This window comes from Rickettsiella massiliensis 20B (genome assembly GCF_000257395.1).
Lineage (GTDB): Bacteria > Pseudomonadota > Gammaproteobacteria > Diplorickettsiales > Diplorickettsiaceae > Diplorickettsia > Diplorickettsia massiliensis.
This window is the reverse complement of record NZ_AJGC01000001.1, coordinates 343,203-361,519: the sequence shown is the minus strand read 5'-3', so window position 1 is coordinate 361,519 and position 18,317 is coordinate 343,203. Positions and strand designations below refer to the sequence as shown.

Below are 18,317 nucleotides of genomic sequence, written 5' to 3'. Positions count from 1 at the left end.
TAAAAAAACGAGCCACAAAACACCAGTTTACCCAAAGAACACAGTCAAGAGGGTAGAGTGATTGACTGTCAACCTGAGGAAGTCAACCCAGCGCAGTGTTGTGCGGCAAGGAGTGTATTTTCTAATAACATGGTGACAGTCATCGGCCCAACACCACCTGGAACGGGAGTGAGGTAAGCCGCGCGCTGTTGTGCTGTGGCAAATTCAATATCACCTTGTAAGGTGCCTTGTGCTGATCGAGTAATGCCGACATCAATCACGATCGCACCTTTTTTGATCCACGCGCTTTGGATGATACCTGGTTGACCCATAGCACTGACCAGTAAATCAGCACGCTGAATGGCTTCGGCTAAAGAACGTGTTGCACTGTGACACAAGGTGACGGTACTTTTTACATTCAATAATTCTAACGCCATCGGCTTACCGACAATCGTTGACGTTCCGACGACCACTGCTTCAAGACCGCGTAAGGCAATTCCTTCTTGTGCAAGGAGACGAATCACTCCATACGGTGTACAAGGTCGTAAAAAGGGTCGACCTTGTGCTAATAAACCCAAATTTAGAGGATGAAAGCCATCGACATCTTTTTTAGGATCAATTTTTTCTAAAATTAAGGCCGTATCAATCGATTTGGGTAATGGTAGTTGTACTAAAGTACCGTGAATGGTTGGATCAGCATTCAGTTGATCAATCAATTCGAGTAACTGCGTTTGTGAGGTAGATAGAGGTAAATCGTAGGCAACCGACCGAATGCCACACGCCGCACAGGCACGTCGTTTATTTTTGACATACACTTGTGAAGCGGGATCTTCTCCAATTAGTATGACCGCCAAGCTGGGTACAAAATGGGCTTTTTTCATAAAATGTTGTACGGTTTCTTTGAGCTCGGCACGGATTTTTTGTGCGAGAGTTTTGCCATCAATGATTTTTGCGGTCATAATTATTCGTTAGCGTACTGCTTTAAGAAAAAAATACAGGCCATAGTATATGTTAGATTCGAAATATTTACGTAACCATCTTCAAGAAATTGCTAAAAAGCTGCAAACCCGTGGTTACGTCCTAGATAGTGAACGCTTACAAAGCTTAGAAGCGCAACGTAAATTAGAGCAAGTCAGTGCGCAGCAATTACAGGCGCAGCGTAATCAACTGGCTAAAGCAATGGGTCTTGCGAAGGCCAAGGGTGAGGAGGGAACGCAGTTTGCAGAGGAGGCGAAACGAGTCAAAATCGAGTGTGAGCAGGCGGAAATTCAGCTCAAAGCGATTCAACAACAGCTCGAAGCGCTTTATCTTGCGATACCCAATTTACCTCATGCCAGTGTCCCCGAAGGGCAAAATGAAAGCCAAAATCAAGTGATTCGGCAGTGGGGAACTCCACCGAGCTTTGATTTTACGCCAAAAGACCATGTTCTTGATTTTGAAATGGCGAGTAAAATTTCCGGTGCGCGTTTTGTTGTCCTTTATGGACAATTAGCAAAATTACAGCGCGCCTTGACTCAATTTTGTGCATGTCCAAACGCATCACTATCAAGAGCTCTATGTTCCATATATCGTCAACGCTAAGAGCTTGCAGGGTACCGGGCAGCTCCCTAAATTTGCTGAAGAGCAATTTGCCCTCCGCGGGGAACAAAATTTTTATTTGATTCCGACCGCAGAAGTTCCAGTGACCAATTTAGCACGCGATGTTATTTTTTCAGCACAAGAATTACCAAAAAAATACGTCACCCATACGCCTTGTTTTCGTAGTGAGGCCGGTTCTTATGGTAAAGATACCCGTGGGATGATTCGGCAGCATCAATTTGAGAAAGTAGAATTGATTCGCTTCGTTAAACCAGAAGAGAGTTATTCAGCGTTAGAAGAATTGACCCAAGAAGCCGAATCGATTCTGCAAAAATTAGATTTACCCTATCGTGTCATGTCGTTATGTAGCGGTGATCTCGGTTTTAGTGCGGCGAAGACTTATGATCTCGAAGTATGGTTACCGAGTCAGCAAACCTATCGTGAGATTTCTTCATGCAGTAATTTTGAAGATTTTCAAGCACGTCGTCTCCAAGCGCGTTGGCGTAATCCAGATAAGAATAATACGATTGAATTCATTCATACGCTCAATGGATCGGGTTTAGCCGTAGGACGTACTTTGGTTGCCATCATGGAAAACTATCAAATGGCCGATGGACGAATTCGTATTCCTGAAGCGCTCAAATCGTATATGCGGCAAGATTTTATCGAATGTGAGTAACGAATGTCTTCACACGCTAAACAAAAACTATTTTTTGTGTTATTTCGTATTTTAGCGCTGTCTATTTTTTTAACCATTTTATTAGCTGCCTCGAGTACTTACTTGGCATTAAAAATTGGTATTTTGCCTTCCGCTTCGATTCCAGCGGCGATTTTAGCGATGGCCTTACTTCGTCTTTTTCACTCTAAAAGTATCCATGAAACCAATCTCATTCAAACAGCGGCTTCTGCCGGAGAAGCAGTGGCCGGAGGGATTGTCTTTACTATTCCGGCACTTGTGATTATTGGTTATTGGCATCACTTTCCTTACTGGATAAATGTTGTGATCGCATTAAGCAGTGGTGTGTTAGGTATTTTATTTTCGATCCCGCTTCGTAAAATTTTGCTTACTACACCGCAACTGCGTTTTCCAGAAGCCAGAGCGATTACCGCCGTATTACAGGCTTCTCATCAGCAGTCGTTTCCTATTCGTGAAATGCTCACGGGGGCGGGATTAGGTGCTTTGTTTGAGTTTTTACAAACGGGAATTAAACTGATAGCGAGCGCCGCCGAAAAATGGATTTGGATCGGTCATTCTACGACCTTATTTGGATCTTGGTCTAAGTTTATTCTTAGGCGCGCTCATTGCGTGGGGGGGGCTCCCTCCTTTGTTAACCCCATGGGTGATTGACTCTTCTGTTTATGATCTGACCACTCAGGTGAGTGTGTTGAAAAACAGTATCCATTACATCGGTTTAGGGGCGATGTTAACAGCGGGATTGTTTACATTAGCGCAGTTATTAAAACCTTTTTATCAAAGCCTCCTCCTGTCTATCAGAGGGTTAGTGAAGACAAAAAACCCTTTGATAAAGATGCCTGTAACGCAATACGTCAAAACTGAGCGTGATATTCCAACATTCTACTTATTCATCACCTTATTTATATTGTGGGTGATTCTTTATTTTTTGTTTGTTAGCTTATTTCCGAGCCAATCTTTACCTAAAAGTACTTCTTTTTCTTTTCTGGGTGGAATTATTTTAGGGTTGACAGCGCTGAGCTTTATTTTTGCCGCTATCTGTGGTTATTTTTCTGGATTAGTGGGCGTCACGGCCAGTCCAGGTTCCGCGATTATCATCACCGGGATGTTACTTACCGCGTTATTGCTGCGTCTGGTTTTCGTGTCCGATCTTTTCAAAGAATCAACGACCTTTTTTTTAGATATCGGAGGCATGACCTTGATTTTAGGTGGAATTATTGCCGGCGCGTCCTGTATAGCCAATGATAATATTCAAGATTTAAAAGTGGGCGCACTGATTGGCACGCCACCTTGGAGCTGATGTTAGCGTTTGGGGTAATCATTGCTTCATTCGTGATTCCCTTTGTAATGGAAGTTTTATTTAACGTTTATGGTTTGACAACGATTGTGCCCCATCCACAGATGAGTAGCGCGGAAACACTGCCTGCGCCTCCTGCTGCGATGATGGCGGCTTTAGTGCAGGGATTTTTTAATCATAATTTGCCTTGGCTGTTTATGGGGGTGGGCGCCGGCCTGATAGTGGTTTTGCAAGGAATACGTTATTTTTTCTTTAGAAAAAGTTCTCTTTTAGGTCTGGCTATGGGCATTTATCTGCCACTGAGCACATCCGTTCCATTATTCCTGGGCAGTCTTTTCGCCTATTTTATTACAAAACAGGCGGCAAACCGCGCTCTTCCAAGAAAAGGAGAAACGGCATCTGCCCCGCTAGTCATTGAAAAAATACAACAGCGCGCTTTGTTGCTGGCCTGTGGTTTAGTTGCTGGAGCGACTTTAATGGATGTTTTTCTGGCTATCCCCATTTCTATCACTGGGCAATCCGCCTTTTGGACGATGATTCCTCATACCTGGCAACCTGTGACCTTAATACTGGGTATTTTGAGCACGTTATTCTTAGCTTGGGTGGGTATCGAATGACTTTTCAATCTAAATAATGAGTGTTTAATGATTTTTAATAACTCATTAAAACTTTTAATTGATTATTAAAATAAAAAGTAGCTTTATTCCTAATAAACTTTCTATTTAGTCATCCTTTTTTATTGAATATCAAATAACAAAATTTGATATTTTGATACAAATGTAGGTTTTTTTGACATTAAAAAATACCTAAAATATTCGTAATTTTAAAAAAGGAGAGGATAATGAAAAAAAAAGGGGTAATGACTAATAAAAATCAATATCCAGAGGTGCTTGTTGTTGAAGATCAGATGATTTGTCGAAAAATTTTATGTGCGCAACTATCGAGTTTAGGTTATCAATTAGATACCGCAGAAGATGCACAGACCGCCATCTGTAAAATAAATAAAAAAAGTTATCATTTTATCGTTACGGATTTATACTTGCCTGACCAGTCTGGGCGCGCAGTCGTTCAAGCTATTCGGCACTGTGAGTTAAATCAAGGAACGCCATTGATTCTAGCCAGTACGGTGCTTTCACAGGAAGATTATGCAGAGTATCTTGCTTTAGGTGCGGATGTTGTATTATCAAAACCGTACTCTAAAAAAATACTTGAGGAAGCGATTTATAAATGTGCGATTCGGCCCGCTTATCGGCGAAAATTTTATTATCAGATTAAAGAAATAAAAAAACAGTTAACGCAAGTGATTCAGCCAGAGAATCCTATCCAAAATAATGAAGTTGATTTGATGTCTCACTCTCAGCCCGTTTATGAAGTGATCGAGAAACTTTTATTTATGATAGATGAATATCAGCAATGGACGGATTTATTTGAATCATATCAGGTGAGTGATTTAAGACGTGGTATGCAATCACGGTCTGAAACTATGTTTTTTAGCTACGCTTAAATTAAAAATTATTAAAATTAGCATAAACCTTTAATAGCTAAGGGTGGGCTGAATCTTTTTTTGTTATTAAGAGGGATGTTTAAACCGCGATGTTGAAAAGACTTACCACATTCGATTCATTTAAGCACAAGGAAAATAAAAGTTGGAACGTAACAGAAAAAGAAAAAAGGATTGCGGCACAGGTACTGTGTCAGTTAGCTAAAGTACCTGTACTTTTTCATATCAATAATCCCCAGAATACGCCACAATTATTTTTTAAACCGATTAGCCCCGCAATAATAGAATCCCCTTTGAGTTACCCGGCTTATTATCCAAAAGTAATTAGAATCAACCGGGTTGAATAAAAAAGAATTTATTTGCTCACTAAACAAAATGCTTATTTTTCAGTAGATGAATTACTCACTGTTTCAGTATTTGTTAATTGTTTTGTTGACGATTCTAAAGAAAACAGAACACTGGTGGAGGATGTTCTTTCCTGAATCATTGTTAAATCTGTCTTATTAAAAGGATAGATTAATTCAGTTGATAAATTTAATTGTTTATGAAAATTATGATAACTCTCTAACCAACGATCCCATAATGATGAAAACATAGAATGTTCTATTATAAAGTGTGGTTTGGGTACGGCGGGATTTTCTAAAAATAGGATTTTTAATAAGGGTATAAGAGAAGGTATCACGCGCTTGCCAAGAAATAGTGCCGACTGTAAAGGCGTTTCACCTTTCAAGTTAATAGCCGTGTAGTGACTACCAGCTTTTAATAGAAGTGCGACAACGTTAGGATTACCTGAGCGTGCTGCGCGATGTAAAGGCGTCTCGCCATAAACACTAGGAAGATCGATTAGATTTACTGCATCTTGATGTGCGAGTAAGGCTGTGACCGCTTCTTCATCGCCGAACCAAGCGGCGTGGTGCAGGACAGAGGCTTTCTCATAATAATCAATTCGATTAATAGGTGCTCCGTGAGCGATAAGAAGTGGCACCACAGGATTTTTTTTACCAAAATCAAAAAAAGCTTCATGCAATACGGTTCGACCCGCTTTATCGACATGATATATGTTCGCATGATACGCAAGCAATAATTTAGATAATGAGTAATACCCAAATCGAGCGGCAAGATGCAGGGGTGTTTTTCCTTCTTTATCTGTTGTATCGACGTATAATTTTTTTATTAAAAGTGACTGAGCCAAAGAGTATTCATTATTTTGCACTGCTTGATGTAAATGAGTACTTTGGTTTGTATTGCAGTCATTTAGCGTCAGGGTGTATCATTTCTTGATGAGTAAAGTAGAGGAGAGGAGGTAGATTGCCTTAGTCTATATCGAAATAAAGAAGAAGTGAGAAATAGATTCATAAACTCGTTTTTATCATTCTTAAAATTTCCCATTTTTCGTTCCTTTTATGGACACAATTTTTATAAACCTGTTAACTTCATAGGAAGTGAAGCAAATATATTCCGCTGAAATTGTTCGATAAAGAATACACAGCTTAATCTCCAAAAGATAGAAGCTATAAATAGAAAATGAAGGAGGAATAATTGTAAAAACAAAGTTAACTTAAAAAAGAGAATGTGCTCATAAAAAAGAAATTTGTTAAAAGAAAAGACTGTTTTTAAAATAAAAAAGATGAGTTCAGTTATTTTTTACCCCCTGTATTGTTATTTGCTGACAAGCTATCTAAAACAAATTAGGTTTTAATTATTTTTTATTCAGTATTCCACCGATAAAACAAAGTAAAAATAGTCATTTACCTTAAGTAAAGTGAAAGTAATTCATACTAAATGAAAGTTATTTAAAAAAGGTAGAAAGAGATATTTTTTAAGCAGAGAAATATTTTGTGTTAAGGCAAAAAACAAGATAGATATCTTATTAAAATTATTAATTCTTAGTTAAATTTAAGCAATCCCATAAAAATTTTAGGATAAAATAAAATTTATTACACGCATCATAAATGAATATTTTTACTTTTCATAGGAATTTTAGATATTTATTATGATCTCACAGAGACGTTTTTTAAATAATCATCTCATTTAGATTAATTTTTAGCTTAAAACTGAAAATAAAAAATAAGTTAACTAAGTTAGTTAATGAAATTTAATTAAAAGTAAAACAAACATAAACAATTAATAAAAAAATATTTTCTTATTAATTTTATTTTATTAAAAAAGCGTAACTTATATATGATTTTCTTATATTATTTTTTTTATATAAGAGGGGCTTATCATTAGAGTTTTTTACACGTAAACTACCTAAACATTTTCTAGAAATATAGATGTTTTTCTTGTCCATAATCCAGCAATTTAATTGCCATATCACAGAGAGTAAAAATAATGAGTGATAATAAAAAGGATATTTTAAGTAAATTAAGCGATGTTAATTTAGTTTATTTTGAAAAAAATAAAAATTTTAAATATGTAAATGTCAATGAATGTAATGCAAAAGGAGCAGGATTAAATTCACCTCAAGAAATGATTGGGAAAAGTGATTACGATCTCATTTGGAAAGATTGTAGCGCAAATATTTTTCGTGAAACGGATATTAAAATCCTTTTGGGACAGTCAAAAATAAATTATTTAGAAAAAGTAAAGCTAAGAGATGGCGTTCATTCAATGCTTATCACAAAAACGGCGCTTAGAAATAGTCAAGATGAATTAATTGGTATTGTTGGATCAGCCATGTATATCGATGATTATGTAGTGATTCAAAAAAAGGTTATTTTAGTACGAAAGAACAAAAACTTTATTTGGATACACTGGGCATAAAAAGACTTAGTAGAAGAGAACTGCAAATTTTTAAATTTATTTTACATGGCTTTACTGATCCACAAATGGCAAGTTATTTAAATATTTCAGTGACAAGTATTCGTTCGATTATTAAAAGCTTAAAAATAAAACTACAATGCCGATCTAAACTAGATATTATCTGCAGTTCCATTAAAAATGGTTGGACTTATTTTTTAACAGAAGCGCCTTTACCTGAAAAAAAATAAGCGATTTTTAGATAAAACAATAATAAGGCAATATGTTTCATTGTTCTTTATTAGGCGAAATCAGTAAACTAAGCGTACTGTGGTTTAGAGACAGCACTGTAATTTTCGAGACAGTATTGATTCCGCTATTTTATTCCCTATTTAAAGGTATTCTACTTTATCAATTTCTAAGGTTAATAAACCAGATGGGGTTTTTACATCCACTGTATCGCCTTCTTCTTTGCCAATTAAAGCGCGCGCAATCGGTGAAGCGACTGAAATTTTACTACTTTTAATGTCGGCTTCATCTTCACCGACTAATTTGAATAAACATCCTTTTTTTCTGTTTCTGTATTGAGTAAGTGAACGGTCGCGCCAAAAATTACTTTTCCATTATTTGGCATTTTACGGATATCAATAATTTGTGCAGTCGCCAGTTTGTTTTCAATTTCGGCGATGCGTCCTTCGATAAAACTTTGGGTTTCTTTTGTCCGCATGATATTCCGCATTCTCTTTAAGATCACCGTGTGCGCGTGCTTCTGAAATCGCTTCAATAATTTGTGGACGTTTTATCATTTTGAGCTCATTGAGTTCTTTTTCTAGAGCTTGTGCGCCAACTAGGGTCATGGGGACTTTTTTCATGATATATTTTCTCTACGACAGATCTCAAATTTCTATTAAGTTATCGATGTGGCTTGTTTAACAAATCATACCTGCTTTGAATCATTTTTTCGAGCGATTATCATCCACTTATTTTGCAACCAGTACGAGCGAAATAAGTAATTTATGTTTTTAAAAACTACCGTACGTATGTGTCTACTGCTATTTTTTCATACGCGCCACAGAAGGACGCGCAGACATTTGTTTTAACACAAAAAATCAGTGTTGTTTACTGAAAAAACGTTTAACATGTTCAAACCACTGACGTGCTTTAGGATAATGATCCTCATTTTGTAATGCTTTTTCTAGCTCTAACACGACTTGCTTTTGTTGCGCATTCAAATTTACTGGCGTTTCCACAAAAACGCGACAGAGTAAATCACCTCCCGCACCAGGACGGCCAGGGACGCCTTTTCCACGTAAGCGCAAGATTTTTCCACTCTGTGTTTCCGTTGGAATATGCAATTTTACGGTACCTGATAAAGTTGGGATTTCAACTTCCCCGCCTAAAATAGCTTGAGATAAACTAATTGGCACATCACAATAAAGATTCTTTCCTTCTCGTTTAAACAAAGGGTGAGGTTTTAGATGAATTTCCACATACAAATCGCCGGGTGAAGCCCCGTGCGCGCCTGCTTCACCTTCGCCAGTTAAACGAATACGATTGCCATCATCAATGCCTGCTGGAATTTTAACAGCTAAGGTTTTGGTTTCTTGAACTTGACCTTGACCACGGCAATCTGGACAGGGATCCTTAATTTTTTTCCCAGAACCATGACAATCTGGGCAGGTTTGTTGAATGGTAAAGTATCCTTGTTGGGTGCGAACTTGACCTTCACCACGACAAGTATCACACTTGACCGGTTTTGTTCCTTTGCGAAGCGGTTTCTAGGTCAATTTCTAAAGCGTAACCCAGATCGGAACCGCGTTGCTGGCGAGAACCACCACTACCCCGACCAAAAATATCACCGAATACATCGCCAATATCGCCAAATACATCACTGAAATTAAAGCCACCATGCGCACCGCCCGCACCGCCTAGATTTGGATCGACTCCGGCATGACCAAATTTATCGTAAGCGCTCCGCTTTTTCTGGTCGGATAAAATTTCGTAAGCTTCTTTCGCTTCTTTAAATTTTTCTGCCGCCATCTTGTCGGATTGATTACGATCAGGATGGTATTTCATCGCCAGTTTACGATAGGCTTTTTTGATTTCATCCTCGCTAGCATTTTTAGAAATGCCCAGCACGTCATAACAGTCTTTTTTTGCCATAATTTATGCGACCAAAGATAAAGTAAATATGAGTAAAAGCCCTTTTTTATTGAATACGGAGTAACCGAGCCGCATACTGCAATCGTTACACTCCGTATGGATAATGAAGTGAGTGAGCTTTAAAAACAATTCTTTTTTGAAAAGTAACGGTTTAACTGAGGGCGCTAACTTCTCAGTGACTTATTTGCCATAAGTGACTGAGAAATCAGCTTATCTCTGTTAAAAGGGAGTTAGCCAAACTTTTCGTTTAGTTTTTATCGCCGTCCTTTTTATCCTTATCTTTCACTTCTTCAAAAACAGCATCTTCAATATCGCTTTTTTCTTTGTCCGCTGAAGCCGCATCGGTACTTTCCGTACCGCCAGATGTCGTATCTTCATTACTGCTAGAGGGCGCATAAAGACGTTCCGCCATTTTTTCAGAAAGATCGTTGAGCGCTTTAAGTTTAGCGTCAATCGCCTCTTTATCATTCTCTTTAAGCACGCTTTTGAGAGATTCGATCGCTTCCTCTAAACTGGTTTTTTCATCTTGGCCAATTTTATCCCCGGCTTCTTTCAGTGCTTTCGTGACGCCATGAATCAAACTGTCTGCTTGGTTTCGGACTTGAATCAGTTCACGGAACTTTTGATCCTCATTTTTGTGTAACTCCGCATTTTTAATCATTTCTTGAATTTCTGCTTCCGATAAACCACTGGCAGCTTTGATTTTAATCTTTTGTTCTTTCCCTGTGGCTTTGTCTTTTGCAGAAACATTTAAGATACCATTGGCATCAATGTCAAAGGTCACTTCAATTTGCGGCATCCCGCGTCGTGCAGGAGGAATATCCGATAAGTCAAAACGACCTAAAGATTTATTTGCCGAAGCCATTTCACGTTCACCTTGGAGGACATGAATTGTCACAGCCGTTTGATTATCCTCAGCCGTAGAAAAAGTTTGACTGGCTTTTGTTGGAATCGTAGTGTTCTTCTCAATTAAACGCGTCATGACGCCGCCTAAGGTTTCAATCCCTAAAGAAAGAGGCGTTACGTCTAATAATAAGACATCTTTTACATCACCCGAAAGCACACCGCCTTGAATCGCCGCACCGATTGCAACCGCTTCATCGGGATTGACGTCGTGACGGGCATCTTTTCCAAAAAAGGCTTTCACTTGCTCTTGTACTTTAGGCATCCGTGTTTGCCCACCGACCAGAATTACTTGAGAAACTTTATCCGCCGTAATCGCGGCGTCTTTAAGCGCAATTTTACACGGCGCCAAGGTTTTCTCGATTAAATCTTCAACCAACGATTCGAGTTTGGCACGAGTTAATTTAATGTGTAAATGTTTTGGCCCGCTGCTATCAGCAGTAATATAGGGCAAGTTAATTTCGGTTTCTTGCGCAGAAGATAATTCAATTTTCGCTTTCTCTGCCGCTTCTTTTAGACGTTGTAAGGCCAATGGGTCTTTGTGCAAATCAATGGCTTGATCTTTTTTAAATTCATCTGCTAGATAGTTGATGACGCGTAAATCGAAATCTTCACCCCCTAAAAAGGTATCACCGTTGGTTGCTAACACTTCAAATTGATGTTCGCCATCCACTTCAGCGATCTCAATGATGGAAATATCAAAAGTACCCCCCCCTAAGTCATAGACGGCAACGACCGAGTCACCTCGTTTTTTATCTAAACCATACGCAAGCGCTGCTGCAGTGGGTTCATTGATAATTCGTTTTACATCAAGACCGGCAATACGTCCTGCATCTTTCGTCGCTTGACGTTGTGAGTCATTGAAATAGGCCGGAACGGTGATAACGGCTTCAGTTACTTCATGCCCTAAATAGGCTTCGGCATCCGCTTTTAATTTCATTAAGATCTGCGAAACTTGTTGCGGCGAGAAATTTTTTACCCCCCACTTCCAACCAAGCGTCGCCATTTTCCGCTTCAATAATTTTGTAGGGAACCATTTTGATGTCTTTTTGAACCGCTTCATCTTTAAAGCGCCGCCCAATAAGACGTTTAACCGCATAGAGGGTGTCATTGGGTTTTGTGACCGATTGACGTTTGGCCACTTCACCGACTTTGATTTCACTACTATCATAGCTCACCACAGAAGGGGTGGTTCTACGACCCTCTTTATTTTCAATCACTTTAGGTTTACCTCCTTCCATGATTGCGACACAAGAGTTGGTGGTACCCAAATCAATACCAATAATTTTTGCACTTGCCATAGTGTTCTCCGCAATAAATAGCTTGTTTCTTTTTCAATAAACAATGTACAAAATACCGTCTAAGGTTTAAGTCTCAGACAAGCGTGCAGCCACCACGCGCTAAAAAACCTTGAGTACACTGCTATCACGATGATCTGTTGTTGTATAATGCTCATTAAAACGCATTAATCAGCTTCATAGCTAACTACCCCTAAAGTTGGGTTAGTTTTTTCAGTTTTCAAGGTAGGCTCCACATTTAAGGTGTTTGTTTATTGTCGGCCTGTGCGACGACCACGAGCGCCGGACGGATCAGACGTTCTTGGAGTAGATAGCCTTTTTGTAAGATTTTAACGATTGTATTGGCGGTATATTGAGCATGGGGTTCGGTGAGCATTGCCTGATGATAATGTGCATCAAAGTTTTCACCGGGGAGGGGTGCGATGACTTTGACGCCTTGTTTTTCAAGGACTTTGTGCAGGGCTTGATCGGTCAGCTGAATCCCCTTGAGGATCGCCTGAGTTTCTTGTTTGCCTTGATTCTCTTCCAATAAACTGCTAAGCGCAGATTCGAGACAGTCCTTAATCGGTAAAAGTTCTTTTATGAGTTTCTCAAGTGAGAATTTATAGGCATTTTCTTTTTCAAATAGGTAATTTGCTCTTGATAACGACGTGACTCAGCGAGGCATTTTTCAAGTTGATCTTGAGTGGCCGCTAATTGCTCTTTTAAGCTTTGATAAGAAGGTTCAAACGTATCCTCATGCAAGGGGGCAGACGCTGATTTTTCTTGAGTCACGGTGCTTTGTATCACCGCTTCTTCTTTTTTTACGCTTTCATGCATTTTTTTCCAGGTATCCTTTTTCGTATTTTTTTTCTCGCTCATTTATTGGTACTCCCATTGCCAGTGAAAATCAAATTGTCTCATTTACCTCGGATCGAATTGTAAAGGAGTGTGACCGACTTCGCAAAGTCAATCCGAGTCGTGTACGCTGCGGTGAAACCGCTTGGTTATTTTTTATTTAGGTAATAAATAACCTTCCGCGCTTAATGACCCAAAGGCCTATTATGTTCAGTGGTTGACTCAATAGTGAGGTCGATTTCGCCCTAATTCAAGTAAGGAGCGCAATCAAGGGTTTAATTTGGTACTCTGTGTTAACAGTTATAACCTAAACGGTAACCAGCGCAACGCAAAGAGGGTGGGGTCAGCATGGCTAAAAAATTTACACGTATTGGCTTGGTTGGTCGACCAGGAATGAAAGACGTCAGCGATACGTTAATCGCGGTAGTGGATTACTTACAAGCTGCCGGTTTTGAAGTATGGGTCGAACAAGAAACGGCAAAAGTTTTATCACAGCGTAAGTTCCCTTGTTTTACCAATGATCAGTTGGGTAAAAAAGTAGATCTGTTAATTGTCGTTGGAGGTGACGGGAGCCTGCTGAATGCCGCCCCGTATGCGGTAGAGGATGATATCGCTGTGTTAGGAATTAACCGTGGCCGCTTAGGTTTTTTAACGGATATTCGGCCACAAGATCTTGAACAAAAATAGCTAAGGTATTAGCTGGCTTTTATCAAGAAGAACAACGATTTTTATTAAGTGCAACCATCACTGACACGCATCCTCCTGCGCACATTAATGCAGGGATTGCACTCAATGAAGTGGTTTTGATGCCCGGTAATGTGGCACGAATGATTGAATTTGCTATCAGTGTGGATGAACAGTTTGTCTGTGTCCAACAAGCCGATGGCTTAATTGTGGCCACACCCACTGGATCAACGGCTTATGCACTTTCTGGGGGAGGACCTATTTTGCATCCGCAACTGGATGCAGTCGTACTCGTGCCGATGTTTCCGCATACGCTCAGTGCTCGGCCGATTGTGATTAATTCGGCCAGTCGGATTCGGATTCATATTCACGCTGATAATCAGTCTCCCCCCTCATTAAGCTGCGATGGGAAAGATCGAATGATTGTTCCGATGGGCGCGGATATTCATATTCAGAAATATGCGAAAACACTGCGTTTAATTCACCCGCTTGATTATAATTATTTTGAAACATTACGTAGTAAATTACATTGGAATCGAAATAATCATTAAAAAATATTAGTTTATTTTTTTTAAACTAAAGAGTATTTTATATTTATAATAAAACTTTCTAATCGTAAAAATAAAAATAAGAAATATAATGCCAAATTCTGAACCACTTAATTACTGTATCCCTAATGATGAAGTTGATCAGCTTCCTATCTATGAAAATGAGCAAAAGGCATGGGAAGCAGTTGATCAAGCGTTGCAAGGATGGATGAAAAAAGAATTAATTGATTGGGCAAAGCAACAAGTCGATTTTCGTAAACAGTCAGCCAATGAATTAAATAGCGACAATTTTATTAAACTTTCGCGATCTTATTTTGATTCTGATGTCTTAAAAATTATAAAGGGTTTATTTAATATACAATACAATGATAAGGATCTATGTTTATCACAATCTCTAACTATTTTTGCAGATGAATGCATAAAGAAGCTCACAGAAAAAACAAAATTTTATTATATCAAGGATCCTCTAGTCTTGTTTTTTATAACGACGGTCATTTTGTGCGAGCATTAAAACCCAAAATAAATCAATCCGGCTTACGTCATAAAAATAATGAAAATCTGCGACTTATCGGTTCGACAAATAAAATTAAGAAACATGGTTTTTCCTTAATTCGTTGGCTTTCTAGCGATAATAAAATCAAGGCGCCGCACCTAACCGATATCGTTGAGGATCAGATTATGTTTGATGATCGTCAAGGTATCTTAATTGTTTATGAAAAAGAGCCTGGAGCAAAAATCGGTGCAGAATTTTATTCTATGTTAGACAAAGCCATCGCCGATATGCTCGAAAAAAGAAAAGTGGCTCAGGCTAATAGTCCAGAAACTAAAGTGAATATAAAGATGCTCATGGATGATCTTTACAAAGCGGTGTGTAAGTTGCATGGACTATTATCGTGCGATCTTTATGATATTGAAAAAACGCCGGGAGAGAATGAAGAAGAAATAATTAAGGTATACCGTTATACAGTCAAAAAAAATACACTCGATCCAGTCGATGCGGCGATAACAGATTACGAGATAAAAAACAAGTTGCTGCAGCCGATTAAAGTCAATGCTAAGGTGAGTATAAATCATCATTATTGGGAGAAGTGCAAAGGTTATATCAGTATTTTTGTGAAAACACTTTGTTTGGCAGCTATCTTGTTCTTGATTGCTGGCGTACTGTTATCTTGTGCGCCACTTTGGGTAGCAATCCCTGCTTTTTGTGTGGCGTTAACTGTTCCATCATTTTATGCATGGAAAAAAATAGACCAGCTTGAACGTTTAACAAAAAATACTGAAGAATATAGTGATCCAACGTTAAAAAGGCTACACTCATTTAGAATAAAAAACATTTTCTCTAGTTTGTTTAAGGAAGGCTCTACAGGGTTAGATGTGATAAAACGAATTGTAAAACCATTTAAAGAAATGGGTCATGTCCAATCTGAGGTTTCTGATAAAGATCAACGCTCTGTGACTGTGAATAATGAGCATGATTGTTCATATGGCCCATCTTTATCCCACCATAAATAATTTTTTTATCGATAAGACAAGAAAAATATTATAAGCAAAGCAAAGATTGAAAAATCTGCGATAGGTATGCGTTGATGAGTGAAGTGGAAACAAACACATCACACTAAGAGTTATGTAAATGCTACCCAAGAGCTTGATTGGACGAGTGGGTAGCAGATGCTGGAGATTGAATCGCAGACTGAATTTCAGTCCTGTAATATGAGTTAATTTTGAATCAGATAGCGAATATTTTTCATAAGTATAACGATTGACCTGTAAAAAATGCAGGTATCACTTTTCTTCTGCTAGTTTTAGTTTATCGGTCAAACTAAAAACTAGCAGATTACCTCGCCTTTTTAGCAAAAAAAATTCTTTTAAAAAAAATAAATTTAACCTAAGTGACGATAGAGCTATTTTATTTACTCACCTATAAATTGGGCAATATTCGATTTGAAAAAGAGTAATAAAGTACTTTTAATTTATTTTTTTAGATAATGTTGATGGTCAATATATCCTATAAAACATAAATAGATTCACATCGATCGTTAATTATTATTATTAAATATATTTTTGATCTAAGGGTTATCTGAATAATAAATTTATATGAATTATAAATTGATTTGTTGATTATTTTTCTATAAGGTTTTTATTTTCGAAAATAATAAAAATAATTTTATGCCTAAATTTAACCCGCCGTGCCAATTTATTGCAGGGACCTCGGTGGTCTCTATGAAAGTTTATGAGGATGAAGTTTCTGCGCGGTTAGCGGTTACGTGCTCATTAAAAACTCACTTGAAGAAAGTACTCATCGACTGGGTAAAACAAAACAAACCAGAAAAACAGCAAGAAAGTGTTCAACAGAGCCTTGCTCCGCAGCCAGTTAACGGCATAGATAAAAATTTTTTGCAAACAAAATTACCGGAATATTTTAATGATCAAGCTAAGCAAATAGTCGAAACGTGTTTTACACGGGAGGTTGCTCAGTTTGAATCATTGAATACTTCACGACGCTTTTTTAATAATACGCTTAAGCGGTTCAATAAGGGTAAGAGAGTATGGCCAGATTCTTTTTATGAACGATTTGTCGATGATTGTATCGTAGAGTTGTATGCAAAAGGACACGACTTATTATATCAAGGATCCTCTACGTTAGTTTTTTATAAGGAGGGTCAATTTGTACGTGCATTAAAACCTAACCTAAACTCCAATGGGCTTAATGCAAAAGTTAATGAAAACATTCGGATTATTGGTGCTGAGAATCAATTTAAGAAAAACGGTAGATTTATTTATACTGTAACTCACTCTCTTAAAAATATTTTCTCAAGTTCAAAGCAATTACGTGCACCGCGTCTTATCGATATTAAAGAAAATAAAATTATTTGGGGCGATCGAAAAGGAGTGTTAGTTGTTTATGAAAAAAAAGAGGGTTCGTCTGTCGGGCAAAATATTTATGCGGCATTAAATGAGTTAATACAAGAAACTAAAAAATAAACCGTAATTCTATTAGTAATGTACCCGTAAAAATTAACTTGGGAAGTGCAATATATAAACTCCAAGAAATCGTAAATAAAACGCCAGATCTTCTCTCCTGTCATTTTTACCTTATTGATGAACAAGAAGATACTGTTATTAATTATACAGCGAAAAGAAACACTTGTGATCCAATTGACGTGGCTTTATTGGCGAGCGAAGAAATGACCGAGCTGTTGGTTGAAACAAAAGTATCGACTAACTACCATTTAAAAAGACTTATTATTGGACTGTTTAAAAATTCTCTTTTTAATTTTTTGCGTGCGCTCCCCTTATTTATCATTTCAGGAGTTATTTTCATTTTCAGTATTTTTTTTCCTTTTTCGATGTTATTTGCATGGGGCTCTCTTGCTTTTGTCGCTGGATTAGCTATGTTGGCTTACTATTCTTGTAAAGCGATGAATCAACTTATAAAAGAAACCAAACCCACCAAAGAATTTGGAGAGGTGACGTTAACGAAGTTAGAGTCAAGCCACTTTTCAGCTCTTTTCTCAAAAAAACTTTCTAACTTAAGTAAGCATATTTTCAGTAATGATAAACCAAGCAAACAGTTATCTACTGATAAGACACCGTCTAAAAATAAAAAACGATTATTCTGTGAGTGTAAACCCAAAGAAGAAGAACAATTTGAGCTAAGTTTCAATGTAAATCATTCATCAGAACCGAGTGATTGGGATAGGTCAAATTCGTTTAGAGTAAGTGTTGAAAACGCTTTATTTGATAAGAATAAAGAACACTCATCTCAACAAGAAAATCAGGATAGAAAAATAAAAGAAAAGCTTACACTGTCAGCAGGTATAAATCCTTTTGATGAGGAAGGTGACTTAAAGCCAATCATTGAACAAAAAATAATAGCAAAAATAACGTCATCTGTTGTAAGTCCTTTTGATGAAGGACCTAATCTAAAGTCAATAATTAACACAAAGCAGATAACTCAATCAAGTAAACCGAAAAAAAATTTAGCTTTTAATAAAGAAAAAAAGATAAAGTTTTATCTTTTAATTGGTTTAAAAATAAAATGAATAAAAAAAATCACATTCCCGATTTACCAGCGGAGTGCTCTCCTGTTAACGCA

The 18,317-nt window shown here is 37.7% G+C and carries 15 protein-coding genes and 6 pseudogenes; 12 read left to right on the top strand and 9 right to left on the bottom strand.

Going from position 1 to position 18,317, the window contains the following annotated elements; genetic code table 11:
- Positions 1 to 68: 68 nt before the first annotated feature.
- Positions 69 to 938, bottom strand: a complete 870-nt coding sequence (gene folD / locus S3O_RS0102075; protein ID WP_010597392.1) for a bifunctional methylenetetrahydrofolate dehydrogenase/methenyltetrahydrofolate cyclohydrolase FolD — start codon at positions 936 to 938, stop codon at positions 69 to 71.
- A gap of 49 nt (positions 939 to 987) precedes the next feature.
- Here folD and serS point away from each other — a divergent pair.
- From serS to S3O_RS0102045, 5 genes and pseudogenes are all read left to right on the top strand, one after another.
- Positions 988 to 2,236: pseudogene (serS, locus tag S3O_RS13270) on the top strand (serine--tRNA ligase).
- Positions 2,237 to 2,239: 3 nt separating this feature from the next.
- Entirely contained in the window at positions 2,240 to 2,905 is a 666-nt protein-coding gene (locus S3O_RS15080; RefSeq protein WP_029463602.1) for an OPT/YSL family transporter, read from the top strand.
- A pseudogene (locus tag S3O_RS18545) lies at positions 2,823 to 4,165 on the top strand (OPT/YSL family transporter). Before S3O_RS15080 ends, S3O_RS18545 begins: the two are co-directional and overlap by 83 nt.
- 224 nt (positions 4,166 to 4,389) lie before the next feature.
- On the top strand, positions 4,390 to 5,052 hold the full coding sequence (locus S3O_RS0102050) for a response regulator (RefSeq protein WP_010597390.1): 663 nt from the start codon (positions 4,390 to 4,392) through the stop codon (positions 5,050 to 5,052).
- Between the two features lie 89 nt (positions 5,053 to 5,141).
- A complete protein-coding gene (locus S3O_RS0102045; protein ID WP_010597389.1) occupies positions 5,142 to 5,396 on the top strand; it encodes a hypothetical protein in 255 nt (84 codons plus the stop codon).
- Positions 5,397 to 5,428: 32 nt separating this feature from the next.
- On the opposite strand, the gene S3O_RS0102040 is transcribed toward S3O_RS0102045, so the two are convergent.
- Complete coding sequence (locus tag S3O_RS0102040) at positions 5,429 to 6,262, bottom strand: ankyrin repeat domain-containing protein (protein ID WP_010597388.1); 834 nt, start codon at positions 6,260 to 6,262, stop codon at positions 5,429 to 5,431.
- Positions 6,263 to 7,380: 1,118 nt separating this feature from the next.
- Between S3O_RS0102040 and S3O_RS0102035 the strand changes: the two genes are divergently transcribed.
- Both S3O_RS0102035 and S3O_RS0102030 read left to right on the top strand, forming a co-directional pair.
- A complete protein-coding gene (locus S3O_RS0102035; RefSeq protein ID WP_010597387.1) occupies positions 7,381 to 7,812 on the top strand; it encodes a PAS domain-containing protein in 432 nt (143 codons plus the stop codon).
- A complete protein-coding gene (locus tag S3O_RS0102030; protein WP_010597386.1) occupies positions 7,794 to 8,039 on the top strand; it encodes a response regulator transcription factor in 246 nt (81 codons plus the stop codon). Before S3O_RS0102035 ends, S3O_RS0102030 begins: the two co-directional genes overlap by 19 nt.
- A 141-nt stretch (positions 8,040 to 8,180) precedes the next feature.
- On the opposite strand, the pseudogene S3O_RS19380 reads toward S3O_RS0102030, so the two are convergent.
- The 7 genes and pseudogenes from S3O_RS19380 to S3O_RS0102005 form a co-directional block, all read right to left on the bottom strand.
- A pseudogene (locus S3O_RS19380) lies at positions 8,181 to 8,339 on the bottom strand (GreA/GreB family elongation factor); the annotation flags it as partial.
- A 123-nt stretch (positions 8,340 to 8,462) separates the two neighbouring features.
- Positions 8,463 to 8,660 (bottom strand): GreA/GreB family elongation factor, encoded by a 198-nt coding sequence (locus S3O_RS19375; protein ID WP_268869401.1) that lies wholly within the window; start codon positions 8,658 to 8,660, stop codon positions 8,463 to 8,465.
- Positions 8,661 to 8,897: 237 nt separating this feature from the next.
- Positions 8,898 to 9,951: pseudogene (locus tag S3O_RS18540) on the bottom strand (molecular chaperone DnaJ).
- Positions 9,952 to 10,198: 247 nt separating this feature from the next.
- Complete coding sequence (gene dnaK / locus S3O_RS13255) at positions 10,199 to 11,917, bottom strand: molecular chaperone DnaK (protein ID WP_268869400.1); 1,719 nt, start codon at positions 11,915 to 11,917, stop codon at positions 10,199 to 10,201.
- A gap of 91 nt (positions 11,918 to 12,008) precedes the next feature.
- Positions 12,009 to 12,095: pseudogene (locus tag S3O_RS19370) on the bottom strand (Hsp70 family protein); the annotation flags it as partial.
- A 295-nt stretch (positions 12,096 to 12,390) separates the two neighbouring features.
- Positions 12,391 to 12,717, bottom strand: a complete 327-nt coding sequence (locus S3O_RS10660) for a nucleotide exchange factor GrpE (protein WP_328264320.1) — start codon at positions 12,715 to 12,717, stop codon at positions 12,391 to 12,393.
- 14 nt (positions 12,718 to 12,731) lie between these two features.
- Positions 12,732 to 12,971 (bottom strand): hypothetical protein, encoded by a 240-nt coding sequence (locus S3O_RS0102005; RefSeq protein WP_156792691.1) that lies wholly within the window; start codon positions 12,969 to 12,971, stop codon positions 12,732 to 12,734.
- Positions 12,972 to 13,337: 366 nt separating this feature from the next.
- Here S3O_RS0102005 and S3O_RS20015 point away from each other — a divergent pair.
- The 5 genes and pseudogenes from S3O_RS20015 to S3O_RS0101980 all read left to right on the top strand — a co-directional run bounded on the left by S3O_RS20015 (position 13,338) and on the right by S3O_RS0101980 (position 18,264).
- A pseudogene (locus tag S3O_RS20015) lies at positions 13,338 to 14,224 on the top strand (NAD(+) kinase).
- Positions 14,225 to 14,312: 88 nt separating this feature from the next.
- A complete protein-coding gene (locus S3O_RS0101995) occupies positions 14,313 to 14,732 on the top strand; it encodes a hypothetical protein (RefSeq protein WP_010597377.1) in 420 nt (139 codons plus the stop codon).
- Between the two features lie 167 nt (positions 14,733 to 14,899).
- On the top strand, positions 14,900 to 15,733 hold the full coding sequence (locus S3O_RS0101990) for a hypothetical protein (RefSeq protein WP_156792690.1): 834 nt from the start codon (positions 14,900 to 14,902) through the stop codon (positions 15,731 to 15,733).
- A 708-nt stretch (positions 15,734 to 16,441) separates the two neighbouring features.
- Complete coding sequence (locus S3O_RS0101985) at positions 16,442 to 17,203, top strand: hypothetical protein (RefSeq protein WP_192805853.1); 762 nt, start codon at positions 16,442 to 16,444, stop codon at positions 17,201 to 17,203.
- Positions 17,204 to 17,241: 38 nt separating this feature from the next.
- Complete coding sequence (locus S3O_RS0101980) at positions 17,242 to 18,264, top strand: hypothetical protein (protein ID WP_010597374.1); 1,023 nt, start codon at positions 17,242 to 17,244, stop codon at positions 18,262 to 18,264.
- The last annotated feature ends 53 nt before the right edge of the window (positions 18,265 to 18,317 follow it).